The sequence below is a fragment of the Nonomuraea sp. 10N515B genome (assembly GCF_052245915.1).
Classification (GTDB): domain Bacteria; phylum Actinomycetota; class Actinomycetes; order Streptosporangiales; family Streptosporangiaceae; genus Nonomuraea.
On sequence record NZ_JBQQBQ010000011.1, the window covers coordinates 105,289 to 130,249 of the forward strand.

The window sequence follows — 24,961 nt, forward strand, 5'->3', positions numbered from 1 at the left end:
TCGCCGCACGGGAACCGCGGAAAAGCCGGTGGCGAACGCGTCGGGGACGTCGGAATCCGCGATCGCCACCCACGGCTTCGGACATGCGAGCACCAGCGCGGTCGGCGCCCGCACGCCCGGGGCCATCCGGGCGGTCAGGACGCCGGCGAACACGCCGTCGCCGGCCGGACGCGCATCGCGTCCGGCGGAGGCTCAGCCGGGGATGAGGCCCTGATCGCCGAGCATCTCCCGCACCTCATCGATCGAGGCGTCCGCCGGCGGAAGGATCAGCTCTGACGGCTCGAGACTGTCGTCGGGCAGCGCCTTGCCCACGTGACGCACCTTGTCGAGCAGCGCGTGCAGCTTGACGCGGAAAGCCTCCTCGTTGCCGACCTCGATGGCCGACTCGAGCTCGCTGTCCAGCTCATTGAGCACGGCGATGTCGTCGGCGGAGATCTCCACCTGGCCCTCGCCCATGATCCTGACGATCATGCGCCCTCCCCAGGCTGGCGCAGCTGCTGGGTCTGACCCTGGCCCTGCTGCTGAGGCTGCGACTGGGGCTGGGGCTGCTGCTGCGGCTGCCCCTGCTCGATGGCGGACTTCGGCGCCGGGCCCTGCCCGAGCTCGGCCTTCATTCTGGCGAGCTCCAGCTCCACGTCCATGCCGCCGCCCATGCGGTCGAGCTCGGCCTGGATGTCGTCGCCCTTGGTGCCGGTGAAGTCGTCGAGCGCGCCGCTGGCCAGCAGCTCGTCGATGGCGCCCGCGCGGGCCTGCATCTGCGCGGTCTTGTCCTCGGCCCGCTGGATCGCCAGGCCGACGTCGCCCATCTCCTCCGAGATGCCGGAGAACGCCTCGTTGATGCGCGTCTGCGCCTCGGCGGCGGTGTAGGTAGCCTTGATCGTCTCCTTCTTCGTGCGGAAGGAGTCGACCTTGGCCTGCAGCCGCTGGGAAGCCGTGGTCAGCTTCTCCTCCTCGGCCTGCAGATTGTCGTGCTGGACCTTGAGGTCGGCCATCTGCGTCTGCAGACTGGACCGCCGCTGCAGCGCCTCGCGGGCCAGGTCCTCACGCCCGACGGACAACGCCTTGCGGCCCTGCTCCTCCAGACGCCTGGAGGACTGCTCAAGACCGTTGATCTGCAGCTCCACCCGCTTGCGCGACGTGGCGACGTCCGCCACTCCCCGGCGCACCTTCTGCAGCAGCTCGAGTTGCCGCTGATAGGAGTAGTCCAGGGTCTCGCGCGGATCCTCCATCTTGTCCAAAGCCTTGTTGGCCTTGGACTTGAAGATCATCGAAAGTCTCTTCATCACGCTCATGCGCGTCGGCCGTCCCCTTCTAGGTCGTGCTGGTGGTCACCCAATGCAGCGCAGCCGCCTTGGGATTACCCTACGCATAACGCACGGGGGCGTCACTAAGTTGCAGTCCAGGTAGGGTTGACGTCGTGTTGCGACGCCGATCCCAAACCTCTGTGGACGACACCCCCGTCCCCGTTGACGATCCTAAGCCCCAGGGTAAAGGTCGTCCCACACCCAAGCGCCGGGAAGCCGAAGGCAAACGGCGCCAGCCGGTCAATGCGCCGAAAGACCGCAAAGAGGCCTATCGAGCGATGCGGGCCAAGCAGGCCGCCGAGCGCGACAAGGCCCGCAAGGGCATGCTCGCCGGTGACGAGCGGTATTTTCCCGCTCGCGACAAGGGTCAAGCGCGCAAGTTCGCGCGTGACTGGGTCGACTCGCGGCGGCTGCCGAGCCAGTATTTCCTGCCGTTCTCGCTAGTGATCCTGCTGGCCACATGGGTTCCGTGGCCCATCGAGATCCGGGCGATGGTGCTCAACCTGGTCATCGCGATCGGCTGGCCGGTCATGATGCTGGGCGTGCTCTTCACCTCGATCTACGTGGCGTGGAGGGTGAAGCGACTGGTGGCGGAGAAGCTGCCGGACGAGCCGCTCAAGGGCGTGGGCTTCTACGCCGCGATGCGGGCGCTGCAGATCCGCAGGCTGCGCTTCCCGCCGCCCATGGTGCTGCCCGGCGGCAAGCCGGTCCCGCCGAAGAAATAGCCGTCCACGGGACGGCTATTCCCTGACGTAGTCCCAGCGCAGCACGCCTCGCCTGACCGCGGGCCGCCAGCCGTCGACCTCCTTGCCTTGCTCCAGGGCGTCGGCGACGGCCCGCAGCAGCGCATGGGTGGACCGCAGGCGAGGCTCCATGCCCGAGACCGTGTCGTCCCATCCGACGGCACCGCCGGCGGAGTCGACCACGGCATACTCCGCCTCCAGCTCCTCCGGATCGCGCTCCGGGAAGTAGAGGAACGGGATCATCCGGCCGTTCCAGTATTCGGTGGCGGGATCGCTCCCGATGTCCGTGCGCTGCCACGAGCACATGTCGCGCCAGGTGTCCCTGATCTCCCGGATGCTGAGGGCGTAGGCGCCGTGGGACCAGAAGCCGAATACCGACGCTCCTCGCGAGCCGTTGTGGCGCAGGAGCGAGGCCCGCAGGTCGTCCGGGAAGTCCACGCCCATCTGCGACTCGGCCACGGCGATCGTGTGCGCCCTGCCGGGCCGGCCGAGCGCCTGGTACGTGCGAGGCGCGTTCACCTTGAGCCACCGCTCGATCCGCCGCCATTGCCGGTCCACGGCCCGCCTGATCTCCGGATCGATCGGCCGCACGGTGACCGCGCGCGGGGCGGGCGTGCAGTTGGGGTCGGGGATCTCGGCCGCCGGCGGCGTGTGCGTGACGGGCGGGCCGGTGGGAGCGGCCGTCGCCGGACCGGCGGGAGACGGTGTGGCCGGCCGTTCCGGCTCGGCGGGAAGCGCATGCTCTGCCGTGAGGGCCGCCTGCTCGACCTGATACGCGCGCCATGCCGCCGCGGCCGAGTGCTCGGCCTCCGTGGGGATCAGCGCGGCCGCCAGCGTCACCGCCACGATCGCCGCGATGGCGGCCCACACCGGTCCCATGCGCCGGCTCCGGTCCGGCCTGACCGCCGGGGACTCAGGCCGCTCCCCGGGCACGCGGGAGCGGCGGCGCAGCCGTATCGCTATCGCGGTGAGGATCGCCGCCGTCAGCGCCAGCCGTACGAGCTTCAGCACGTCGCGCACCCTATCCCGAAACAGATCACCCCATATGCCAGGACTAAGGTCGAACCCATGGAATTCCGACACCTCGGTCGCAGTGGTCTCAAGGTCAGCGAAATCAGCTACGGTAACTGGCTCACCCATGGCTCTCAGGTCGAGGAGGACGCCGCCAAACAGTGCGTTCAGGCGGCGCTCGACGAGGGCATCACCACGTTCGACACAGCGGACGTCTACGCCGGGACGAAGGCCGAGGAGGTCCTCGGCCGGGCGCTGAAGGGTGTGCGCAGGGAGTCGCTGGAGATCTTCACCAAGGTCTACTGGCCGACGGGCCCCGGCCAGAACGACCGCGGCCTGTCGCGCAAGCACATCACCGAGTCGATCAACGGCTCGCTGCGCCGGCTGCAGACCGACTACGTCGACCTGTACCAGGCGCACCGCTTCGACTACGAGACGCCGCTGGAGGAGACGCTCAAGACGTTCGACGACCTCGTACGCCAGGGCAAGGTCCTCTACATCGGCGTCAGCGAGTGGACGGCCGACCAGATCGCCCAGGCGTTGAAGATCGCCGACGAGATGGGTTTCGACCGGATCGTCTCCAGCCAGCCTCAGTACTCGATGTTGTGGCGGATCATCGAGGCCGAGGTCGTGCCGCTGAGCGAGAAGGAGGGCATCGGCCAGATCGTCTGGTCCCCGATCGCCCAGGGCGTGCTCACCGGCAAGTACGTGCCCGGCCAGCAGCCGCCCGATGGCTCGCGGGCCACCGACGCCAGCGGCAGCGCCATGATCGCCCGGTTCATGAACGACGACGTGCTGGCCCGCGTACAGGACCTCAAGCCGATCGCCGCCGACCTGGGGCTGAGCATGGCGCAGCTGGCGATCGCCTGGGTGCTGCAGAACCCCAACGTCTCCAGCGCCATCGTCGGCGCCAGCCGTCCCGAGCAGGTGCGTGACAACGTGAAGGCATCGGGCGTCACGCTGGAGGAGGACGTGCTGCGGCGGATCGACGACGTGCTCGGCCCGGTCGTCGAGCGCGACCCGGCCAAGACCGTGAGCCCCCGCACCCGACCATAACCTCATCACAGCAAAAACCCCTTGAGCCACAACAGGGCTCAAGGGGTTTTTCATTTATCTGAAATTCACTCCTGGCGCAATGACAAACCCGTGTATTCGACACGGTCCTCATCAAGCAGCGCCACCTGCTCGACACCCAATTCGACCAGGTCACGCCAGTTCTCGCCGATCCAGGACTCGGCGTCCGCCTGGCTCGGAAAAACCTCTCGCGGCAAAGGGCGATCTGTTACCTCACCACCATTTGCATTTTCATAACGCCACCGCCATGTCATGCCATACGCTCCTTTTCCGCGGGTTCGCCGGCGCACCTTCCGACGGCACTGGAACCCTACTCCCGAGCTTGGAGGTCAATCGATGCTGCGCGCATACCGTGTTGCGGCGGGGGTCGCCCTCGGGGCGGCCGCCTTCCTCTCCCTCCCCTCCTCCGCCCTCGCCTCTCCCTCGATCAATCCCAACGCCCCCCTGCCCGGTGTGGCGGATCCCCATGCCACGCGGCTGTGGAGCGTCTGGCAGAGCGACGGCACGGCCTGGCTCGCGACCGCGGCCGGGGACACGCCGGCGGACGGCTCCGTCATCGGCTGGCGCTTCTCCGCGGCGCCGGACGGGGCGGCGAGCGAGTCCCCCGGCGGGGACCTGCCCGCGTTCGAGACCGTGTGCGGCAAGGACGCCGCGGCGTCCGGGCACAAGCGGGTAGCGGTGGCGGTGGACTTCGGCGACGGCGACACCGACGCCTACCCCGGCGACCAGCCGCCCGCCCAAGGGGTGCTCACATGCGTGGCCGGGACCGAGGACGCCACCACGGCCCAGTTGCTCGCCACCGCGGCCAAGGTGCGGGTGAACGGCCAGGGTGACGTCGTGGCCGTCAACGACTACCCGGCCAAGGAGAAAGGCGGCACCCAGCTGACTGCCGCCGCGCCCGCCGCCGGCGGCGGGGGCGGTGGGGTGCCGGTCGCACTGATCGCAGGCGGCGCGGGCGCGCTCGCGCTGATCGCCGGCGGCGCCGTCGTGGCCACCCGCCGCCGCGCCAAACCCTCCACCCCGGCGGCCCGCTAGGCGCCCACGCGGCCGGACCGCCGACGACCCGGCCCGCCAGCCGCCCGCGCGGCCGGACCGCCGGCGAGTGCCCGCGGTCCGGCGCCCCTCTGTACGCTCGGCGCGGTGAAGGTCCTTCTCTCCGGTACGGCGGGCGGCGCGGGCCGGCCCGAGCCCGGCTGCCGGTGCGTCTCCTGTGCAGGGCTGCCGCCCGGACATCGCCATCCGTTCGAGCTGGTCGTGGACGGCGCCGTCCGTTTTCCGTTCGCCGAGGCGCCGCGCGGCTACCGCGTCTGCGGCGGCGGCCGCGGGCTGGTCGGCCCGGACGGGACGGCGCTGCTGTGCCTGCCGCCAAGCCTGGAACCGTCGCCCGACCCCGGCGTGGCCCCCCGGTACGACGACGAACCATCCCGGTACGACGTGGTGCTGATCGACCTGCTGGACCGGCCGGAGCGGCTCGGCGCGCTGCGACGGGCGGGACTGGTGGACGAGGCGACCCAGGTGGTGGCGATCGGGCTGGATCACCGAGTGCGGTCGGAGGACGAGCTGGCCAGGCGGCTTCGGCTGTGGGGCGCAGTGGCCGTCCCGGACGGCACCGCGCTGGAGACCCTGCCGATCGCACACCGGGCGCCCGTTGAGCGGCGGCGGGCGGCTCGCAGCCCGCAGGTGCGGCGGGCGTTGTTGCTGGGTGGGACGCGGTCAGGAAAGTCGGCGGAGGCCGAACTGCGGCTGGCGGCCGAGCCGTACGTGACCTATGTCGCCACCGGGCCGGACGGGGCGGGCGACGGCGAATGGGCCGCGCGGGTGCGGGCACACCGGTCCCGACGGCCCGCGCACTGGGACACGGTCGAGACCATCGACCTGGCCGCCACGATCGCGAACGCCACCACGCCGCTGTTGATCGACGGGCTCGGGACCTGGCTGGCAGCGGTGTTCGACGAGCATGGGGCCTGGGAGGGCGACCGTGCGCCGGTCCACGCACGGTGCGACGAGCTGGTGGCGGCCTGGCGGCAGGCTCCGGAGCCGATCGTGGCGGTGTCCGACGAGGTGGGGATGGGAGTGGTGCCCGCGACGGCCAGCGGACGGCTGTTCAGGGACGCGCTCGGCCGGCTCAACGAGCGCCTCGCCGCGGAGTCCGAGTACGTGGCACTGGTCGTGGCGGGACGGCTCCTGGAGCTGTGACCCGCGGAACGGACCGCACGCGCGACCGGGGTGCGCCGTTACGGGCGGACGGCGCGGGCGTACCAGCGGCCGTCGAGCCGATCCACGTGCAGGGGGCGGCCGAAGCAGTCGGAGAGGTTGGCCGGGGTCAGCACGTCCGCGATCGGCCCGGCGGCCAGCACGCCGGCCTCGCGCATGAGCATGGCGTGCGTGGTCGTCGCGGGCACCTCCTCCACGTGGTGCGTCACCGTCACGGTCGTGAGCACCGGCCTGGTCGCGGCCAGGTCCTCGACGGCGGTGATGAGGTCTTCCCGCGCCGGCAGATCGAGCCCCGCGAACGGCTCGTCGAGCAGCACCAGCGCAGGGTCCGCCATGAGCGCCCTGGCGATCCTGATCCTGGCCCGCTCACCCTGCGAGCACACGCGGAACGGCCGCTCCGCCAGGTCCTTGCAGCCCAGGTCGGCCAGGAGGCGGTAGGCCCGGTCCCGCTCGGCATCGCCGTATTTGTCCCACAGCGGAACGCTCGTCCCCGTGTGCCCGGTGAGCACCACGGTGTGCGCGGTCGCCCCTTCCTCCTCCATGAGCTCCTCGTCGATGAGCCGCTGGCTGGAGGCGACCAGGCCGATGTGGCGGCGCAACTCCCGCACGTCGACCCGCCCGAGCCGGTGGCCGAGCACCTTGACCGTGCCCTCGCTGGGGTGCCGTACGGCGCCGGCCAGCGACAACAACGTCGTCTTGCCCGCGCCGTTGGGGCCGAGGACCACCCAGTGGTCTCCGTAGTCCACCTGCCAGTCGACCGCGTCCAGCAGCGACTTGCCGACGACTCGGACGCCTACGCCTTCGAGTTCAACCACGTGCATCCCGCCACCCTAGTGGCCCTACGATCGTCGGATATGCCACTGATGCACGGGCTGCGGTTCGCGATCGGGACGCTCAGCGTCTTCCCCGTGCGGGTCGAGCACGTGGACCGGCAGGTCGCGGGGCAGGCGATGACGCTGGCACCCGTCGTCGGTCTGGCGCTCGGCGCGGTCGCCGGATTGCCCCTCGGTCTGCCCGTGCCCGCGCTGCTGAGCGCGGCGCTGGCGGTCGGGCTGCTGGCCCTGCTGACCCGGGGCCTGCACCTGGACGGGCTGGCCGACCTGGCGGACGGGCTGGGCAGCGGCAAGCCCGCCGATCAGGCGCTCGACATTATGAAAAAGTCGGACATCGGGCCGTTCGGCGTGATGGCTCTGGTCTTCACGCTGCTCGTCCAGGTGGCGGCACTGGCGGAGGCCGGGTTCGCGGCCCTGGTGGCCGCCTGCGTGGCGGGGCGGCTGGCCCTGACGTGGGCCTGCCGGCCGAGCGTCCCCGCCGCCCGGCCGGAAGGGTTGGGGGCGACGGTCGCCGGCACCGTACGCCCTTCCGCGCCGTGGCTCGTCACCCTGGCCGCTCTGCTCGCCTCCGCCGCCTTCGGCCTGTCCATCGACTCCCACGTCTGGGACGGCGGGCCGGCGTCCTTGGCCCGGGAAGCGACCGCGTGGTTCACCAGCTCGGACCCCCAGTACCTCACGCCTGGGCTGAGGTACGGCAGCTATGCGCCGAGCGACGGGATCATCCTCGAGGAGTGGAGCCCCGAGCTCGTAGCCCCTGGGTACTCGCTGGAGGGCGGGCCCGGGGCCACAGGGCTGCGGCTGCCCGCTTTCCTCGCGCTACCGCTCGGCCTCCTGACCGGCCTGGCGGCCGCCCTGCTGCTGCTCCGGCGCGCCAGGCGGCGCCTCGGCGGCATCACCGGCGACGTCCTCGGCGCGCTGGTGGAGACCGCCACCGCCGCCACGCTGGTGGCCTGCGCGCTGCTCGGCTGACCGCGCTCGGCTGAGCGGGCTCGGCTGAGCGGCGGAGTCGGGCCCGGCTAGGCGGCGGGCTCGGCAGCCGGTTGCGGCGGGCGTACCGGGAAGAAGCGCAGCAGAGCCGCGCCGATCACCGCGATGAGGACCCACCCCACCAGGCCGGTCACCCCGACCAGCACCTCGTTCGGCGGGGCGGCGGCGTCGCCGAGCAGGATGGCGGCCGGGGCCACCGCGTTCAGCGAGCCGTGCGCCACGACGGCAGGCCACACGCTGCCCGTGCGCAGCCGCAACCATCCGAACACCACCCCGGCGAGCACGCAGAAGCCGATGAAGTACAGCGCCGCCCACGACCCGAGCCGGGGATAGTTGTAGCCGAGCAGCGTGAGCGGCGCGTGCCAGACCCCCCAGATGGCGCCGGAGAGCAGCAGCCCGGCGAAGACGCCGTTCCCGGACACGAGCCGGGGCAGCAGCCAGCCGCGCCAGCCCCACTCCTCCCCCAGCGCCGGGATCGCGTTGAGCAGGGGACCGGCGAGCACCGCCAGCACGACCTGGATGGCGGCCACCGAGCCGAGGTCGGGGGGCACCGGGGCGCCCCGGCCCTCCAGCGCCGACCTGAGCAAGCTGAGTCCGCCGAGGTCCAGCGACACCAGCCCGACCGCAGCGCTGAGCCCCATCGCGAGAAAGACCAGCAGGGGGACGCCGAACCACGCGGCGAGCACGAGCGCGCCCGTGCGGCCCTTGCGCTCGCCGAGCGTCAGCCCGGTCTGCCTGGCCCACTCCTTGAACGGCGTGCGCGAGAGCGCCCACACCCCGAGCACTCCCACGGTGGGCGTGAACATCATCAGCGTGGCCAGCCCGGCCATCAGCGGCGAGCCGAGCCCACCGCCGAACCAGATGGGCAGCACCGCCGCCCAGGACAACCCGAAGGCCAGGACGATGAAGATGAGCAGGGGTCTTTTCATCAAATTGTCTGGGGCTGAAAGCCCGGGCTTAAGCCCGGAGAGGAGCCCCTCCCTCCTTCTGCGCTGTGTAGGCGTATCCGTCTGCTCGTTGGAGGAGGCGGAAGTGCCGATGGTGGATGCCTTGGACGATCCCGTGGGCGGTGGTGATGTTGAAGTTGCCGGTAGCGCGGACGGCGACGCGTCCGGTATGGATCCCCTGCTTCTTCCCAGTGGGAACGACGGCGGTCACGAGATCGCCGGTGGCGTAGCCGAAGAACTGCTTGTGCCGGGGCATGCGGAGGCGGGGGAAGCCGTGCCTGTCGGTGCGGGTGCGGGTGCGGGTGTGGGTGCCGCGGCCGGTGCATCCGGCGACCAGCACTGTGGACACGGTCTCGGTGATGGTGTCGAGCTTTCCGACGGCCAAGGCGTCGAGGGTGTGGGTCTTGGGCAGATGATTGCGGGTGCGGTTCCATTTCGTGCGGCCTCCGGAGGCCACGTGCGTGGGGAGGCGGGCGTCGAGTTCCCGCCATAGGGCCCAGCGGGTGGACTGGACGGCGGCTGCGTCCCGGAGTGGGGCCTTGACCTGAGCGAGGATCTTCGCCAGCAGCTTCGGCTTGTGGGCGAGGAAGTCTTCGACCGGCTGGGTACCCTTGGCCTGATTGCAGGACACACAGGCCAGGGTGAGGTTGGAGAGGCGGTCCGAGCCGCCGCGGCTGCGGGGGTGGACGTGGTCGATGTTCAGTGGCACCCCACTCGCGCCGCAGTAAGCGCAGGCCCGCCCCCACTTGGCCAGCAGGTACTCCCGGGCCTCGTACCCCGCGAGGGTGCCCTGCTGATACTCCGCCCCTTCCAGGGGCTTGCCGGCCGCGAACGCATGGGTGTCGAAGGCGACCCGCTCCACGTGCACCGCCCGCACGGGAGCCCAGCGGGTCAGCCGGTCGATCCACGAGAGGGTGGTAGCCACCCGGTGATGGAGGGACGGCGGCAGCCATCCTGACGGTCGGGTGCGGTTGGCGAAGCGCGGCTTGCGGTATCGCAGGTTCCGGGTCCGGCGGCCCCGCCGGTACGCGGCCCGCTGCTCCATCTTCTTACGGATGGTCGCGCCGCGATGATCGAGCTGGATCGCGAACCGGGCTCGCCGTTCGCCGGCCTGGGTGGTGAATGCCGAGATCCCGGTGTGCTGGGAGCCAGGATCGACGCCCAGTTCCACCCCATCGACTTCTGAGGTGTCGATGGTGCGGTCCTTGAGACGGATGACGAAAGGAGTGTGCCGGTGCACAGCAGCACGTCCTTTCGCGAGCAGCTTGCGCGCCCTGGCCGGAGCGCAGGGCTGCAGCGGATGCCCGTGCTTGTCCAGCACGAACACGTACGGCGGGGACTCACGTCCCTTCTCCCGAACCAGGTGGTCCGGGGTGACGCCCCCGGCGGCAGGTGAACTGCCGGGGATCTCACCTCGCACATGTCCCGCGCCCGATGCCGTACGGCCTTCGAGTCCCGTTTCGTCCCTGATCCCGGGGTTGTCTGCTGACTCGAATTCGAGAGCGCGCTGCTGGTGAAGCACAGCGCGGTCGGGCTTCTGTCGTACGCGGAACGTAGCCAACGTCGGTCACCTCCTCGTGTGCTGTTGGCTGGTGCTGGTAACCCATGGGCCTCCAGCCATCCCGGCTGAAGGCCCCCACGTTTATGCGGGGGATCGGGTTACGGCAGCTCCTTCAAGATGGCGACGAGATCGTCGCGGTCGTAGCCATGCTTCCTGGCTTTCTCGAGCAGCTCGCGCGCCTGCTGCACGAGCAGGGCGCGCCCGTCGGCCCGGCCGGCGACGCTGACACCGCGCCCGCGCCTGAACTCCAGCAGCCCCTCCTCCCGCAGGTCGCGCAGCGCCCGCAGCACGGTGTTGGGGTTGATGCCGAGAGCCTGGGCCAGGTCACGGGCGGGGGGCAAGCGGTTTCCAGGCGCATAAACGCCCTCGCCGATCGCGCGTCGGATGGCGCCGGCGGCCTGCTCATGCAGGGGCCGTCGCGCATCGTTAAGATCAAGCATCTGCAACATGGTGCTAATGAAATTATCATTATGTTCCAGGAAAAGCTAGCAAAGAATTCGTGGGATGAACCCCTGTTTGTGAGTACGCAGAAACCCTGGATAGCATCGGTTTACGTGACCACTGTGCGGCTGAACTCAGCAGATCCCGTCTCCCTGGACACCGACGCTTTGATCGTCGGCTTCACGTCGAGCGAGGAAGGTCCCAGCCCTGCCACGGGCGCCGAGTCCCTGGACGCGGCCTTCGGCGGAAAGCTGGCCGCGTCGCTCGCCGCGGTGGCCTTCTCCGGGAAGGCCGGGGAGCTGGCCAAGCTGCCCACGTTCGGCGCCATCGCCGCCCCGCTGCTGGTCGCGGTCGGCCTCGGCGACTCCTACGACGCCGAAGGGCTGCGCCGGGCCGCCGGCGCAGCCGTGCGGTCGCTCGCCGGCACCTCGCGCGCCGCGCTCGCCCTTCCCGCGGGCTCCCCCGAGGAGGCCGAGGCGGTCGCGCTCGGCGGCCTGCTCGGCGCCTACTCCTTCGCCCGCTACCGCACCAACGGCGAGCAGAAGGCGCCGGTGGCCGAGCTGACCGTGGTCTCCGGGCAGCCAGAGTCCGTCGCCGAGCGCGCGGGCGTCCTGGCCGAGTCCGTCGCGCTGGTCCGCGACCTGGTCAACACGCCGCCTTCGGACCTGTGGCCGGCCAAGTTCGCCGAGATCGCCGAGCAGGCGGGCGGCAAGGTGGGGCTGAGCGTCGAGGTGCTCGACGACAAGCAGCTCAAGGACGGCGGCTACGGCGGACTCATCGGCGTCGGCCAGGGCTCGGCCAACCCGCCGCGCCTGGTCCGCCTCTCCTACAGCCACCCGGACGCCGGCAAGACCCTCGCCTTCGTGGGCAAGGGCATCACGTTCGACTCGGGCGGCCTGTCGCTCAAGCCGTCCAACGCGATGGACTGGATGAAGTCGGACATGGGCGGCGCGGGCGCGGTGCTCGGCGCCCTGATCGGCATCGCCAGGCTGGGCCTGCCGGTCAACGCCATCGGCTATCTGTGCCTGGCGGAAAACCTGCCGAGCGGCACCGCGCAGCGCCCCTCCGACGTCATCCACAGCTACAGCGGCAAGACCGTCGAGGTGCTCGACACCGACGCCGAGGGCCGCCTGGTGCTCATGGACGGCATCGCCAGGGCCGCCGAGGACAACCCCGACGTGCTCGTCGACGTGGCCACGCTCACCGGCGCGCAGATCGTCTCGCTCGGCTGGCGCATCTCCGGCGTCATGGCCAACGACGACGCGATCAGGGAGCTGGTCCTCCAGGCCGCGGGCGCGGCCGGCGAGGGCGCGTGGGGCATGCCGCTGCCGGAGGAACTGCGCAAGGGTCTCGACTCACCGATCGCCGACATCGCCAACCTGCATCCCGAGCGGTGGGGCGGCATGCTGGCGGCGGGCATCTTCCTGAAGGAGTTCGTGCCCGAAGGGGTGCGCTGGGCCCACATCGACATGGCCGGGCCCGCCTTCAACAAGGCCGAGCCATATGGCTACACCCCGAAGGGCGGGACCGGAGCCGTCACCCGTACCCTCATCGGACTGGCAGAGCGGCACGCGAGCATCTGAAACAAATGAAAAGATGGCGGCATCACGAACACCCCGACAAGGAGCCTTCCTGTGGCCTATGACATCGTCGTCCTAGGGGGCGGCAGCGGCGGTTACGCTTGCGCGCTTCGGGCGGCTGAGCTGGGCAAGTCGGTCGTCCTCATCGAAAAGGACAAGATCGGCGGCACTTGCCTCCACAGGGGATGCATCCCCACGAAGGCTCTGCTGCACTCGGCCGAGGTCGCCGACGAGACCCGTGAGAGCGAGGCCTTCGGCGTCAAGGCCCGCTTCGACGGCATCGACGTGCAGGGCGTGCACGCGTTCAAGGACAAGATCGTCACGCGGGCCTGGAAGGGCGTGCAGGGCCTGCTCAAGGGCGCGGGCGTGACGATCGTCGAGGGCGAGGGCCGGCTGGCCGGCGCCAACAGGATCCAGGTGGGCCGGGACGTCTACGAGGGCCGCAGCATCGTGCTGGCCACCGGCTCAGCGCCCAAGTCGCTGCCCGGCCTGGAGATCGACGGCGAGCGCGTCATCACCAGCGAGCACACGCTGAAGATGGACCGCGTGCCCACCTCGGTGATCGTGCTGGGCGGCGGCGTGATCGGCGTCGAGCTCGCCAGCGTCTACCGCTCCTTCGGCGCCGAGGTCACGATCGTGGAGGCGCTGCCGCACCTGCTGCCGACCGAGGAGGAGTCGAGCTCCAAGCTGCTGGAGCGGGCCTTCCGCCGCCGCGGCATCAAATACGAGCTGGGCGTCTTCTTCGACAGCGCCAAGACCACCGAGACGGGTGTCGTCGTCACGCTGGCCAGCGGCAAGACCCTCGACGCCGAGCTGCTGCTGGTCGCCGTCGGCCGCGGCGCGGTCTCCTCGGGCATGGGCTTCGAGGAGCAGGGCATCGCCATCGAGCGTGGCGCCGTCGTGGTCGACGAGCACTGCCGCACCTCCGTGCCGGGGATCTACGCCATCGGCGACCTCATCCCCACCCTGCAGCTGGCCCACGCCGGCTTTGCCGAGGGGATCATGGTGGCCGAGCACATCGCCGGGCTCAACCCGCCGCCCATCGACTACGCGGGCGTGCCCCGCATCACCTACTCCGACCCCGAGGTCGCCTCGGTGGGGATCACCTCGAAGCAGGCGGCCGAGCGCGGCATCGAGATCGTCGAGCAGGTCTACGACCTCGCCGGAAACCCCAAGAGCCAGATCCTCGGCACCTCGGGCGCGGTGAAGGTCATCGCCCAGAAGGACGGCCCCGTCGTCGGTGTCCACATGGTGGGCCGGCGCATCGGCGAGCTCGTCACGGAAGGCCAGCTGATCTACAACTGGGAGGCGCTGCCCGCAGAGGTCGCCCAGCTCATCCACGCACACCCGACCCAGTCCGAGGCCATGGGTGAGGCGATGCTGGCCCTGGCCGGCAAGCCGTTGCACGTCCACAACTAGTCCTAGCCCTCGAGATCAGAACGCGAGAGAAGAATAACGATGCCGGTCTCCGTACAGATGCCCCAGCTCGGCGAGAGCGTGACCGAGGGCACCGTCACCCGTTGGCTGAAGAAGGAGGGCGAGCGCGTCGAGGCCGACGAGCCGCTCCTCGAAGTGTCGACCGACAAGGTCGACACCGAAATCCCGTCGCCGTCCGCGGGCGTGCTCACCAAGATCGTCGTGGCCGAGGACGAGACGGTCGAGGTCGGGGCCGAGCTCGCCGTCATCGACGAGAACGCCCAGCCGGGCGCCGCCGCCCCGGCCCCCGCTCAGGCGCCCGCTCCGCCGCAGCCCGAGCCCGAGCCCGAGCCCGAGCCCGAGCCTGCCCCGGCGCCGGTCTCCTCGATCCCGCAGCCGGCCCCCGCTCAGCCGACGCCTCCGCCCGCCCCGGCACCCGCCCCTGCTCCGGCCCCGCAGGCCGCTCCCCCGGCGCAGCCGGCCGCCGAGCCGACCCCGCTGCCCTCGGGTGAGAGCCCCTATGTCACGCCGCTGGTGCGCAAGCTCGCCAACGAGCACGGCGTCGACCTCGACGCGATCAACGGCACCGGCGTGGGTGGTCGCATCCGCAAGCAGGACGTGCTCGAGGCGGCCAAGGCCCAGCGTGAGAAGGCCGCCGCAGCCCAGGCTGCGCCGGCGCCCGCCGCCGCCCAGCCCGCTCCGGCCGCCGCCCCGGCTCCGGCCGCGCAGGCCGCCCCGGTCGCCGCGGTCGCCGCGGCGCCCGAGCCGGTGGCGGTCGACACCACGCTGCGGGGCCGCACGGAGAAGATGTCGCGGCTGCGTCAGACCATCGCCAAGCGCATGGTCGAGTCGCTGCAGACCGCCGCGCAGCTCACCTCGGTCGTCGAAGTGGACGTCACCAAGATCGCGCGGCTGCGGGCGAAGGCGAAGGACGACTTCTTCCGCCGCGAGGGCGTGAAGCTGACCTTCACCCCGTTCTTCGCGATGGCGGCGGTCGAGGCGCTCAAGCAGCACCCGAAGCTCAACGCCACGATCAACAACGAGACCAACGAGGTGACCTACTTCGACGTGGAGAACCTCGGCGTCGCGGTGGACACCGAGCGCGGCCTGCTGGCGGCGGTCGTCAAGAACGCCGGCGACCTCAACCTGGCCGGTCTCGCCCGCAAGATCACCGACGTCGCCGAGCGCACCCGCAACAACCAGGTGACGCCCGACGAGCTCACCGGCGGCACGTTCACGCTGACCAACACCGGCAGCCGGGGCGCGCTGTTCGACACGCCGATCCTCAACCAGCCGCAGGTCGGCATGCTCGGCACCGGCGCCGTCGTGAAGCGGCCCGTGGTGGTCGACACGCCTGAGGGCGAGGTCATCGCGGTGCGGTCGATGGTCTACCTGGCGCTGACCTACGACCACCGCCTGGTGGACGGGGCGGACGCGGCGCGCTTCCTGACGACGATCAAGCGCCGTCTGGAGGAGGGCCGCTTCGAGGCCCAGCTCGGCCTCGCGTAAGGGGTTCAGGGAAAGGGCCGGGCGGGGTTCCGCCCGGCCCTTTCGCTGTGCCGCCCGGTTCGCGGGGCGCATCCGCGGGTGAGCCGCGTAGGGTGAGCGTATGGCGATCATCGTGACGGGAGCGTCGGGGTTGCTCGGCACGTCGCTGGTGGCAGCGCTGCGGGCCGAGGGGCAAGAGGTCGTCAGGCTGGTGCGCCGGGAGCCGAGGAGCCCGGACGAGGCCTACTGGCAGCCCGCCGAGCAGGAGGTCGACCTGGCCGCTCTGGACGGCGCCGAGGCCGTCGTGCACCTGGCCGGGGCCTCGATCGGGGACAAGCGGTGGACGGCGGCGTACAAGCGGGAGCTGGTCGACAGCCGGGTGCGGAGCACCCGGGTGCTCGTGGACGCCCTGCGCGCGCTGTCCAGGCCGCCCGAGGTGCTCCTGTCGGCCTCCGGAGTGGACTTCTACGGCGACACCGGCGACCGGGAGATCGACGAGAGCGAGGACCGGGGCACGGGGTTCCTGGCGGACCTGTGCGTGCAGTGGGAGGCCGAGGCACGGCGGGCCGGCGAGGCGGGCATCAGGACCGTGCAGATGCGTTCCGGGCTGGCGCTGAGCCGGCGGGGCGGGGTGCTGGGCCGGGTGTTGCCGATCTTCAAGATGGGGCTGGGAGCGCCGCTGGGATCGGGAAAGCAGTACTGGTCGTGGATCTCCTTGAACGACTGGGTGGGAGCCGCACGACATGTCCTGAAAAATCGGGATGTGGCCGGGCCGGTCAACTTCACCTCGCCCTCCCCCGTCACCAATGCCGAGTTCACCCGTGCCATCGCAAAAGCCCTGGGCAGGAGCATGATGCCGATGCCCGTCCCGGCGTTCGCGCTGTCCATCGGGCTCGGTGAGTTCGCGCGTGAGGGGCTGCTGCCCAGCCACCGTGTCCTGCCGCGCACCCTGCTGGACAGCGGCTACGGCTTCGCCCATACCAGTCTCGGTGAGGCGCTGAGCGCCGTACTCTAGGGGCCGTTCATCCTTCTTTTCAGGTAGGAGATCATGACATGATCCGGTCAGGACAGTCGCACATCCTCGCGATCGGGGGTGGCTCGTTTCGCCCGAGTGCGCGTTACAGCTTCATCGAGGCGAGCGGCCTGCTGCGCTACGGGCTCGACCTGACCGGCCAGGACCGGCCCAAGCTCGGCCTGCTCGCCACCGCCACGGGCGACGCGTCGGACTGGCTGCTGAAGATGTACGGCGCGTTCGCGGGCTGGGACGTCGAGCTGAGCCACTTGACGGTGTTCCCGATGCCCAACGTGGCCGACCCCAAGGCGTGGATCCTGGAGCAGGACATGATCTACGTGAGCGGCGGCAGCGTGGCCAACCTCATGGCGTTGTGGCGGCTGCACGGGCTCGACGAGGCGTTCGAGGAGGCCTGGCGGTCCGGGGTGGTGCTCACGGGGCAGAGCGCCGGCGCCCTGTGCTGGCACGTGGGCGGCAACACCGACTCCTTCGGCCCCGAGCTGCGGCCCTGGTCCGACGGGCTCGCGCTGCTGCCCTACTCGTGCGGCGTCCACTACGACTCCGACCCGCAGCGGCGCCCGCTGCTGCACGCGTCGGTGGCCAGCGGCGAGCTGCCCGCCGGCTTCGCCGCCGACGAGGGCGTCGGCCTCCACTACGTGGGCACGGAGTTCATCCAGGCGGTGTCCATTGAGCCCGGCGGCTCCGCCTACCGGCTGGAGCACGATGGGGCGGGCGGCATCAAGGAGTTGAGGATCGAGCCTCGTCTGCTCACACCCTGAATTACCCTTCAAGGGTGAGGGAACGGCACAATAGGCTCATGCGCCCCGGAGCTCGCACCCACGGGGACGATCCCCACGCACTGGCCATCGTCCGTCTCGGCGTCGACGTCCCCTACGAGCAGGCCTGGTCGCTGCAGCGCTGGGTGCACGGCAAGCGCGTGGCGGGCGAGCTGCCCGACACCGTCCTGATCCTCGAGCACGCGCCCGTCTACACCGCGGGAAAGCGCACCGCCCCGCAGGAGCGCCCGTCCGACGGCACCCCGGTCATCGACGTCGATCGCGGCGGCCGGCTCACCTGGCACGGTCCCGGGCAGCTCGTCGCCTATCCGATCGTCGGCGGCGTCACGGACGTGATCACGTACGCCTGCCGCCTGGAGGAGACGATGATCCAGGTGTGCGCCGACTTCGGCGTCACCGCTCGGCGGGTGCCGGGCAGGGGCGGCGTGTGGGCGAAGGGCGATCCGAGCCTGGGGCTGCCGGATCGCCAGCTCGGCGCGGTCGGCATCCGCGTCTCGCGCGGCGTCACCATGCACGGCTTCGCGCTCAACTGCGCCAACGACCCTCGCTGGTTCAACCGCATCGCGCCGTGCGGGCTGCCCGACGTGGGCGTCTCCTCGCTGTCGGCGGAGACCGGCCGGCGCATCGTGGTCGAGGAGGTCCTGCCGATCGCGGAGAAGCGGCTGGCCGAGGCGCTCGGTATGGAGGCGTTCGAGCTGCACGAAGAGGACCTCCTCCGGAGGTAACCGGATCGGGATTCAATAGCGTCGAAAACCGGGATATCTCCGGCTTACGATCGCCCGTGTGAAGCGCCTCCTGGCTCTCCTTCTCGCGCTCCTCGTGCACCTGATGACGCTGGCGTTCCTCGTGCTGGGCGTGTGGGCCATCCTGGCGCACGCGGATTCACTGCTCGCGTGGCTGCTCGGCGGGCTGTGCCTGGCCATCGGCTGGGTGCTGCGGCCACGCCTGGCCCGGGTGCCCGCCGACGCCGAGGCGCTCGAGCGCGACTCGGCCGCTGAGCTGTACGCCGTCGCCGAGCGCGTGGCGGACCGGGTCGGCGTGACGCGGCCGCGCAAGATCGCGATCAGAGACCTGGCCACGGAAACCGGCTACGACCGGGTGGGCCTGGCGCGCACGCCGGTGCTGGTCGTGGGGCTGCCGCTGTGGCTGGCCCTGCCGCCCAGGCAGCGGGTGACGCTGCTGGCGAACGCGTACGCCCGCGTGCCGACCAGTGAGGAGCTCATCGTGGGCGGCGCGCTGGACACGCTGGAGGCCTGGCGGGACGCCCTGATGGAGGCCGGGCCGCTGCGGGTCAGGGAAGAGGCGCACACCACGATCACCGCCGCCTCGCTGGGCGTCGCCGACCAGCCGGGGACCGCGTACGAGGTGGCGGGGTTCTTCGGCCGCCTGCTCGGCCGGGTGCTCGGCGCTCCCGTGCTGCTGATGCGGTACGCACTGAGCCGGCTGGCCCGCGCCGGCGAGCCCCATACCAGGGAACGGCGGCAGGCGCTGACGCGGCGGGTCGCCTCTGCGGCGGAGCAGACGGAGCTGGAGGAGCTGCGGTCCGGCGGCTACCTGGCGCCGATGCAGGCGGCGGCGCTGCGCGGCGAGAACGCGGCGTCGATCAGGCAGGCTGCGCTGGCCAGGTCCCGGCTCACCGCCGACGGCGTGCTCGCCGCGGCCCCGCACTGCGAGCTGCTCGGCACGCGCGAGTCCGAGCGCATCGACGACGAGCTCCAGACCCATTACGCCCGGGCGATCCGCGGCTTCGGCCTCATCTCGTGACCCTCGACCGGGCCGGCTCACCGGGAGACGTAAGCTGAGGACGTGACCGTTGCTCCTGAAGGCCGAAAGCTCCTCCGCCTGGAGGTGCGCAACGCCGAAACCCCTATCGAGCGCAAGCCCCCATGGATCAAGACCAAGCTCAAGACGGGCCCCGAATACACCGAGCTGAAATCGCTCGTGCGCCGCGAGGGCCTGCACACGGTCTGTGAAGAGGCGGGCTGTCCCAATATCTACGAGTGCTGGGAAGACCGCGAGGCGACCTTCCTCATCGGCGGCGACCAGTGCACGCGCCGCTGCGACTTCTGCCAGATCGACACGGGCAAGCCGAAGGAGTACGACCGCGACGAGCCGCGCCGGGTCGCCGAGTCCGTCCAGCAGATGGGCCTGAAGTACGCGACCGTGACCGGCGTGGCCCGTGACGACCTGCCCGACGGCGGGGCCTGGCTCTACGCCGAGACCGCCCGCCAGATCCACGCCCTGCTGCCCGGCTGCGGCGTCGAGCTGCTGGTGCCCGACTTCAACGGCAACCGCGAGCAGCTGGAGGAGGTCTTCTCCAGCAAGCCGGAGGTGTTCGCGCACAACGTGGAGACGGTGCCGCGGATCTTCAAGCGCATCCGTCCCGCGTTCCGCTACGACCGCTCCCTCAACGTGATCACCATGGCCCGCGAGGCCGGGCTGGTCACCAAGTCCAACCTGATCCTGGGCATGGGCGAGACCCGCGAGGAGATCGTCGAGGCCATGCGTGACCTGCACGCGGCCGGCACCGACCTGCTGACGATCACGCAATACCTGCGGCCGACGCCCCGCCACCACCCGGTGGAGCGGTGGGTGAAGCCGGAGGAGTTCGTCGAGCTGCAGGGCGAGGCCGAGGCGATCGGGTTCGCCGGTGTCCTGTCCGGGCCGCTGGTCCGCTCGTCCTACCGGGCGGGCAAGCTCTACAAGCAGGCCATCGAGGCGCGCCAGACCGCTTGATGCCCACTGAGGACAGCCCCGGGCGCGCTCGCCCGGGGCTCCTTCGCTTTCGCGTGCTGGGGCCCGTCGTTACCATGGCCGGGGGCAGCCGACGGAGGGCGACGGGGCATGGCCGTACTGATCCGCACCAGTGATGTTCCGGCCAAGCACCGCCACGACGCCTGGCGGAGCATCGTGTGCGACACGCTCGGCCCCCTCGACTTGCGCATCGATCCGGACGCGCCATTGCGGGGCGAGATCGAGATGGGGCGGCTCGGCGCCGTCGGCGTCGGCCGGATACGCACGTCCACGCCGCACAGCGTGCACCGCACCGCCGGGCTGATCCACCGTGACAATCCCGACCTCTACCGGGTGGTGCTGGCCCTTTCTGGCAGCCCGCGCCTGGCCCAGGACGAGCGGTACACGCAGCTGAGCCGAGGCGAGTTCGCGATCTACGACTTCACCCGGCCGTACGAACTGGCCTATGACAGCGCCGTGCAGCTGGCCGTGTTCAGCGTCCCGCACGACCTGCTGGCCCTGCCCGCCGGCTCGGTCGCCGCGCTCACCGCGTTGCCCGTCAGCGCCGACTCCGGGGCGGGCGCGCTGGCCGTGCCGCTGCTGCGCCGGGTGGCCACGGACCTCGACACGTACGCGCCGGCCAGCGCGGCCCGGCTGTCGACCGTGGTGACGGACCTGCTCAGCACCGCGGTCGCCGAGCGCCTGGAGCTCACGCGGGCGCTGCCTGCCGACGCGCGGCAGCGGACGCTGCTGCTGCGCGTGCACGCCTTCATCGAGCAGCGCCTGGGCGAGATCGACCTGGACCCGGGCGCGATCGCGGCCGCGCACCACATCTCCGTGCGTTACCTGCACCGGCTGTTCGAGTCCGAGAACACGACGGTGGCCGCCTGGATCAGGCAGCGGCGGCTGGAACGCTGCCGCGCCGAGCTGGCCAGGGGCGGCGACGAGCCGGTGAGCGCGATCGCGGCCCGCTACGGGCTGCCGGACTCCGCGCACTTCAGCAGGCTGTTCCGGCGCGCGTACGGGATGCCGCCCGCCGAATACCGGCGCGCCGGCACGGTGCGCTGAACGTCAATTCGCCTGGCACCCAGATCCAAGACCGGCGAGCCCCTCGTCAGCAGACTGGAGGCATCAACCGATCGAGGGAAGGGATCAGGAACATGCAGCTCTTCGTCAATCTGCCGGTCAAGGACTTGGACCGGTCGAAGGACTTCTTCACCGGCCTCGGATTCCAGCTGTTCGGCATGGCCGAGGGCATGGCGTCGGTGATCATCAGCGAGCAGACGCAGGTGATGTTGCTGACGGAGCCGGTGTTCGCCTCGTTCATCGCCAAGGACGTCGCCGACGCCGCCGCGGCCACCGAGGCGATCCTGGTGCTCGGGATGGAGAACCCGCAGCAGGTGGACGAGCTGGTGGACAAGGCCCTGGCGGCCGGCGCGACCCCGGCCGGCGTCAAGCACGAGGACGGTTTCCGCTACCAGCGCGGCTTCGCCGACCTGGACGGCCACCACTGGGAGGCGCTGTGCCTGGTGCAGCCCGCGTCCTGAGCGGCAAGGCGGTCTCCGCCGACGGCACCCCGATCGTGTTCGACGCCTACGGCTCGGGCCCGGCGGTGATCCTGGTCGCCGGGGCGATGATGGAGCGGGCGCACCCCACGCTGGCCGGCGTGGCGGCGGCACTGGCGCCGTGGTTCACGGTCTGCTCCTACGACCGCCGGGGCCGCGGTGACAGCGGGGACACGCCGCCGTACGCGGTCGAGCGGGAGGTCGAGGACGTGGCGGCCGTCATGGCGGCGGCCGGCGGGTCCGCCATGGTGTTCGGCGGCTCGTCCGGGGCGGCGCTGGCGCTGGAGGCCGCGGTGCGGCTGCCGGCCATCGCCAAGCTGGCGTTGTGGGAGCCGCCGTACCACGTGGACGACAGCGCGCCCGCGCTCCCTGAGGACTTCGCGGCGCAGCTGACCGCGCTGGTCGGGGCGGGCAGGCGGGCGGAGGCCGTCGAGCGGTTCCTGGTGGAGGCTGCCGAGGTGCCGGGCGAGGTGGTGGCCGGGATGCGGGGGCACGCGTTCTGGGCGCAGGCCGAGGCGGTCGCGCCCACGCTGGCGTACGAGGCCGCCGTGCTGGGTCCCGGCAACGCGCTGCCCGACGGGCGGATCGCGGAGATCAGACGGCCGGTGCTCGTGCTCAACGGCGAGGACAGTCCCGGGTGGATGCGGAACGCGGGCGCGGCGGTCGCGGCGGCGGTGCCGGGCGCGGTTCACCGGGTCCTGGAGGACCAGGCGCACGATGTGGCGGTCGAGGCGCTGGTGCCCGAGTTGCTGGAGTTCTTCGCGCTTTAGGTAACGCTAAGGTAACAAACCTATCGAGTGGTTGGTTTTCTGGTGAACACTGAGCGGGTGGACTTCGACGAACTGATCACCCGCCTGGACCTCACCACCAAGATCGGACTGCTCACCGGGGCGGACATGTGGTCGCTCCCGGCGGTTCCCGAGATCGGCCTGGACCGGCTCGTCATGAGCGACGGACCCATCGGCGTGCGCGGCGAGCAGTGGAGCTCCGGCGACCCGTCGATCGCGCTGCCGAGCCCGACCGCGCTCGCCGCGACCTGGGACCTGGACCTGGTCAGGCGGGCCGGGCGGCTGCTCGCCCAGGAGGCCCGGCGCAAGGGGGTGCACGTGCTGCTCGCCCCCACGCTCAACCTGCACCGTTCGCCGCTCGGTGGGCGGCATTTCGAGTGCTTCTCGGAGGACGCGTACCTGACGGGTGAGCTCGGCGCGGCGTACGTCGAGGGCGTGCAGGAGGGCGGCGTGGCCACCACGCCCAAGCACTTCGTGGCCAACGACTTCGAGACCGACCGGTTCACCGTGGACGTCCGGGTGGGTGAGCAGGCGCTGCGGGAGGTGTACCTGCGGCCGTTCGAGCGCGTGGTGCGGGCGGGCGCCTGGGGCGTCATGACCGCGTACAACGCGGTCAACGGCACGACGATGACCGAGCACGCGGAGCTGGTCAACGGGGTGTTGAAGGGCGAGTGGGGGTTCGACGGGTTCGTCGTGTCCGACTGGACGGCGGTGCGCTCCACCGAGGCGGCCGCCATGGGCGGGACCGATGTGGCGATGCCGGGGCCGTACGGGCCGTGGAGCGAGAAGCTGGAGGCGGCGGTGCGGGACGGGCGCGTGCCCGAGGCCGTCATCGACGACCGGATCCGCCGCATCCTGCGCCTGGCCGCACGCGTCGGCGCCCTCCACACCCCGGACGAGTCCACCGGGGCCTTGGTCGCCTCCCCCACCGGCGCCTCCGACACGGCGGCCGCCACGCGCGCGGGCGCGGGTGGCGAGGTGATCGATGGTGTGGCGCTGGCGCGTGAGGTCGCCGCACGGGCCTTCACGCTGCTGACCAACGACGGCGTCCTGCCGCTCCGGGGCGCTCCGACGATCGCCGTCATCGGCTCGGCCGCCGACAAGGCGCGCGTCATGGGCGGCGGCAGCGCCCAGGTCTTCCCCGACCGGATCGTCTCACCCCTGGAGGGTCTGGGTGCGCGTGCCGAGGTCCGGTACGCCCTCGGCACCGACCCCCGGGTCCGCCTGGCGCCGATCCCCTCCCCCACCAGGGCCCTGTTCCTGGACGTGGCGGGCGGCGTGCTGGCCGAGCACCCACTGGCCGACGGTGAGGCGCGCTGGATCGGCCAGCTGCCGCCGGACGTGGACGGCGATCGGCTCAAGGCGGTCCGGCTGGTGACCGCATACACGCCGGGGCTGTCGGGTGAGCACCAGCTGTCCGTCGTCGGCGCCGGCGCCTTCACCGTCACCGTGAACGGCGAGACCGTCTTCGACGACACCATCGACCCGCCGGGCGACGACCCGGCCGCGGCGTTCCTTTCTCCGCCGGAGCAGCGGGTGAGCGTGCCGATGACGGCGGGCGAGCCCTACGAGGTGACCGTGACGCACCCCACAGGGGCGTTCGGCGGCATGGCGATCGTGTCCTTCACGCTCGGCCACGCCGACCCGAGCCCCGGCGACGAGGCGCTCATGGCCGAGGCCGTGCGGGTGGCGGCGGAGTGCGACGTGGCGGTGGTCGTGGCCGGGACCACGCCGGAGGTGGAGAGCGAGGGCTTCGACCGTACCGACCTCAGGCTGCCCGGACGGCAGGACGAGCTGATCCGCGCGGTGGCCGCGGCCAACCCGCGCACGGTGGTCGTGGTCAACGCGGGCTCGCCGGTCGAGATGCCGTGGGCCGGGGAGGTGGCGGCGGTGCTGCTCACCTGGTTCCCGGGGCAGGAGGCCGGGGCCGCGCTGGCCGAGGTGCTGTTCGGGGACGCCGAGCCGGGCGGGCGGCTGCCGACGACCTGGCCGCGCCGCCTGGAGGACGTTCCCGTGGCCGGTGTGACGCCCGTGGACGGGGCGATGGCGTACGAGGAGGGGGTGTTCATCGGCTACCGGGCATGGCAGCGGTCGGGGAAGGAGCCGGCGTTCTGGTTCGGGCACGGCCTGGGGTATACGTCCTGGTCGTACGACTCCATCGCCGCCGAGGGCACCACCGTCACGGTGGCCCTCACCAACACCGGCGACCGCCCGGGCCGCGAGGTCGTGCAGCTCTACGTCGCCGACGGGGCCGATCGGCGGCTGGCCGGGTTCGACGTGGTCGAGGCGGAGCCGGGGCAGACCGTGCTCACCACCGTCTTCCTGCCCGAGCGAGCCTTCCAGGTGTGGGAGGGCGGTTGGCGCACGCTCACGGGCGAGCACACGATCGAGGCGGCACGCAACGTGGCCGACCCGCGGCTCTCCGTCACCGTGAAGATCTAGCCGTCGGCGAAATCGCCGGGCCGCG

At 71.3% G+C, this 24,961-nt stretch carries 25 protein-coding genes; 17 read left to right on the top strand and 8 right to left on the bottom strand.

Annotated features, from left to right (window positions below):
- Positions 1-192: 192 nt before the first annotated feature.
- On the bottom strand, positions 193-471 hold the full coding sequence (pspAA, locus tag ACTWQA_RS18570) for a PspA-associated protein PspAA (RefSeq protein WP_443160440.1): 279 nt from the start codon (positions 469-471) through the stop codon (positions 193-195).
- Positions 468-1,292, bottom strand: a complete 825-nt coding sequence (locus ACTWQA_RS18575; protein ID WP_443160441.1) for a PspA/IM30 family protein — start codon at positions 1,290-1,292, stop codon at positions 468-470. The genes pspAA and ACTWQA_RS18575 overlap by 4 nt, the downstream gene beginning before the upstream one ends.
- Before the next feature lie 152 nt (positions 1,293-1,444).
- Here ACTWQA_RS18575 and ACTWQA_RS18580 point away from each other — a divergent pair, with 152 nt between their 5' ends.
- Entirely contained in the window at positions 1,445-2,029 is a 585-nt protein-coding gene (locus tag ACTWQA_RS18580) for a DUF3043 domain-containing protein (RefSeq protein WP_443160442.1), read from the top strand.
- A gap of 15 nt (positions 2,030-2,044) precedes the next feature.
- On the opposite strand, the gene ACTWQA_RS18585 is transcribed toward ACTWQA_RS18580, so the two are convergent.
- The gene (locus ACTWQA_RS18585) at positions 2,045-3,058 is read right to left on the bottom strand and encodes an SMI1/KNR4 family protein (RefSeq protein WP_443160443.1); all 1,014 of its coding nucleotides are present in this window, start codon (positions 3,056-3,058) and stop codon (positions 2,045-2,047) included.
- A 57-nt stretch (positions 3,059-3,115) separates the two neighbouring features.
- Here ACTWQA_RS18585 and ACTWQA_RS18590 point away from each other — a divergent pair, with 57 nt between their 5' ends.
- A complete protein-coding gene (locus ACTWQA_RS18590; protein WP_443160444.1) occupies positions 3,116-4,114 on the top strand; it encodes an aldo/keto reductase family protein in 999 nt (332 codons plus the stop codon).
- A gap of 65 nt (positions 4,115-4,179) precedes the next feature.
- Here ACTWQA_RS18590 and ACTWQA_RS18595 read toward each other — a convergent pair whose 3' ends face one another.
- Positions 4,180-4,386: a hypothetical protein gene (locus ACTWQA_RS18595; protein WP_305919833.1), complete on the bottom strand. Its 207-nt coding sequence runs from the start codon at positions 4,384-4,386 to the stop codon at positions 4,180-4,182.
- Between the two features lie 82 nt (positions 4,387-4,468).
- On the opposite strand from ACTWQA_RS18595, the gene ACTWQA_RS18600 reads away from it, so the two are divergent.
- Together ACTWQA_RS18600 and ACTWQA_RS18605 are read left to right on the top strand one after the other, a co-directional pair.
- Complete coding sequence (locus tag ACTWQA_RS18600) at positions 4,469-5,167, top strand: SCO2322 family protein (RefSeq protein ID WP_443160445.1); 699 nt, start codon at positions 4,469-4,471, stop codon at positions 5,165-5,167.
- Between the two features lie 105 nt (positions 5,168-5,272).
- The gene (locus ACTWQA_RS18605) at positions 5,273-6,328 is read left to right on the top strand and encodes a bifunctional adenosylcobinamide kinase/adenosylcobinamide-phosphate guanylyltransferase (RefSeq protein WP_443160446.1); all 1,056 of its coding nucleotides are present in this window, start codon (positions 5,273-5,275) and stop codon (positions 6,326-6,328) included.
- 38 nt (positions 6,329-6,366) lie between these two features.
- Here the strand turns inward: ACTWQA_RS18605 and ACTWQA_RS18610 are convergent, their stop codons facing one another.
- Positions 6,367-7,167 carry an ABC transporter ATP-binding protein gene (locus ACTWQA_RS18610; RefSeq protein WP_443160447.1) on the bottom strand — a complete coding sequence of 267 codons (801 nt, stop codon included), beginning with the start codon at positions 7,165-7,167 and terminating at the stop codon, positions 6,367-6,369.
- A 33-nt stretch (positions 7,168-7,200) separates the two neighbouring features.
- Between ACTWQA_RS18610 and ACTWQA_RS18615 the strand changes: the two genes are divergently transcribed.
- Positions 7,201-8,148 carry an adenosylcobinamide-GDP ribazoletransferase gene (locus tag ACTWQA_RS18615; protein ID WP_443160448.1) on the top strand — a complete coding sequence of 316 codons (948 nt, stop codon included), beginning with the start codon at positions 7,201-7,203 and terminating at the stop codon, positions 8,146-8,148.
- Positions 8,149-8,195: 47 nt separating this feature from the next.
- Here ACTWQA_RS18615 and ACTWQA_RS18620 read toward each other — a convergent pair whose 3' ends face one another.
- From ACTWQA_RS18620 to ACTWQA_RS18630, 3 genes are all read right to left on the bottom strand, one after another.
- The gene (locus ACTWQA_RS18620; RefSeq protein WP_443160449.1) at positions 8,196-9,095 is read right to left on the bottom strand and encodes a CPBP family intramembrane glutamic endopeptidase; all 900 of its coding nucleotides are present in this window, start codon (positions 9,093-9,095) and stop codon (positions 8,196-8,198) included.
- A 28-nt stretch (positions 9,096-9,123) separates the two neighbouring features.
- Positions 9,124-10,674 (bottom strand): RNA-guided endonuclease IscB, encoded by a 1,551-nt coding sequence (gene iscB, locus ACTWQA_RS18625; RefSeq protein WP_443160450.1) that lies wholly within the window; start codon positions 10,672-10,674, stop codon positions 9,124-9,126.
- 98 nt (positions 10,675-10,772) lie between these two features.
- Complete coding sequence (locus ACTWQA_RS18630) at positions 10,773-11,123, bottom strand: GntR family transcriptional regulator (protein ID WP_443160451.1); 351 nt, start codon at positions 11,121-11,123, stop codon at positions 10,773-10,775.
- Between the two features lie 105 nt (positions 11,124-11,228).
- On the opposite strand from ACTWQA_RS18630, the gene ACTWQA_RS18635 reads away from it, so the two are divergent.
- The 12 genes from ACTWQA_RS18635 to ACTWQA_RS18690 all read left to right on the top strand — a co-directional run bounded on the left by ACTWQA_RS18635 (position 11,229) and on the right by ACTWQA_RS18690 (position 24,936).
- Positions 11,229-12,698, top strand: coding sequence for a leucyl aminopeptidase (locus tag ACTWQA_RS18635; RefSeq protein ID WP_443160452.1), 1,470 nt, complete (start codon positions 11,229-11,231; stop codon positions 12,696-12,698).
- Between the two features lie 51 nt (positions 12,699-12,749).
- Entirely contained in the window at positions 12,750-14,114 is a 1,365-nt protein-coding gene (gene lpdA / locus ACTWQA_RS18640; RefSeq protein WP_443160453.1) for a dihydrolipoyl dehydrogenase, read from the top strand.
- A gap of 39 nt (positions 14,115-14,153) precedes the next feature.
- Positions 14,154-15,620: a 2-oxoglutarate dehydrogenase, E2 component, dihydrolipoamide succinyltransferase gene (gene sucB / locus ACTWQA_RS18645; protein WP_443160454.1), complete on the top strand. Its 1,467-nt coding sequence runs from the start codon at positions 14,154-14,156 to the stop codon at positions 15,618-15,620.
- Between the two features lie 100 nt (positions 15,621-15,720).
- Positions 15,721-16,614: a TIGR01777 family oxidoreductase gene (locus ACTWQA_RS18650; protein WP_443160455.1), complete on the top strand. Its 894-nt coding sequence runs from the start codon at positions 15,721-15,723 to the stop codon at positions 16,612-16,614.
- Between the two features lie 38 nt (positions 16,615-16,652).
- A complete protein-coding gene (locus ACTWQA_RS18655; protein ID WP_443160456.1) occupies positions 16,653-17,390 on the top strand; it encodes a Type 1 glutamine amidotransferase-like domain-containing protein in 738 nt (245 codons plus the stop codon).
- Between the two features lie 38 nt (positions 17,391-17,428).
- Positions 17,429-18,133 carry a lipoyl(octanoyl) transferase LipB gene (gene lipB, locus ACTWQA_RS18660; protein WP_443160457.1) on the top strand — a complete coding sequence of 235 codons (705 nt, stop codon included), beginning with the start codon at positions 17,429-17,431 and terminating at the stop codon, positions 18,131-18,133.
- 58 nt (positions 18,134-18,191) lie between these two features.
- A complete protein-coding gene (locus ACTWQA_RS18665) occupies positions 18,192-19,172 on the top strand; it encodes a hypothetical protein (protein WP_443160458.1) in 981 nt (326 codons plus the stop codon).
- 42 nt (positions 19,173-19,214) lie between these two features.
- Entirely contained in the window at positions 19,215-20,144 is a 930-nt protein-coding gene (lipA, locus tag ACTWQA_RS18670) for a lipoyl synthase (RefSeq protein ID WP_443160459.1), read from the top strand.
- 108 nt (positions 20,145-20,252) lie between these two features.
- A complete protein-coding gene (locus ACTWQA_RS18675) occupies positions 20,253-21,209 on the top strand; it encodes an AraC-like ligand-binding domain-containing protein (RefSeq protein WP_443160460.1) in 957 nt (318 codons plus the stop codon).
- Positions 21,210-21,301: 92 nt separating this feature from the next.
- On the top strand, positions 21,302-21,688 hold the full coding sequence (locus ACTWQA_RS18680; protein ID WP_443160461.1) for a VOC family protein: 387 nt from the start codon (positions 21,302-21,304) through the stop codon (positions 21,686-21,688).
- Positions 21,664-22,476, top strand: a complete 813-nt coding sequence (locus ACTWQA_RS18685; RefSeq protein ID WP_443160462.1) for an alpha/beta fold hydrolase — start codon at positions 21,664-21,666, stop codon at positions 22,474-22,476. The genes ACTWQA_RS18680 and ACTWQA_RS18685 overlap by 25 nt, the downstream gene beginning before the upstream one ends.
- A 42-nt stretch (positions 22,477-22,518) precedes the next feature.
- The gene (locus ACTWQA_RS18690) at positions 22,519-24,936 is read left to right on the top strand and encodes a beta-glucosidase family protein (RefSeq protein ID WP_443160463.1); all 2,418 of its coding nucleotides are present in this window, start codon (positions 22,519-22,521) and stop codon (positions 24,934-24,936) included.
- The last annotated feature ends 25 nt before the right edge of the window (positions 24,937-24,961 follow it).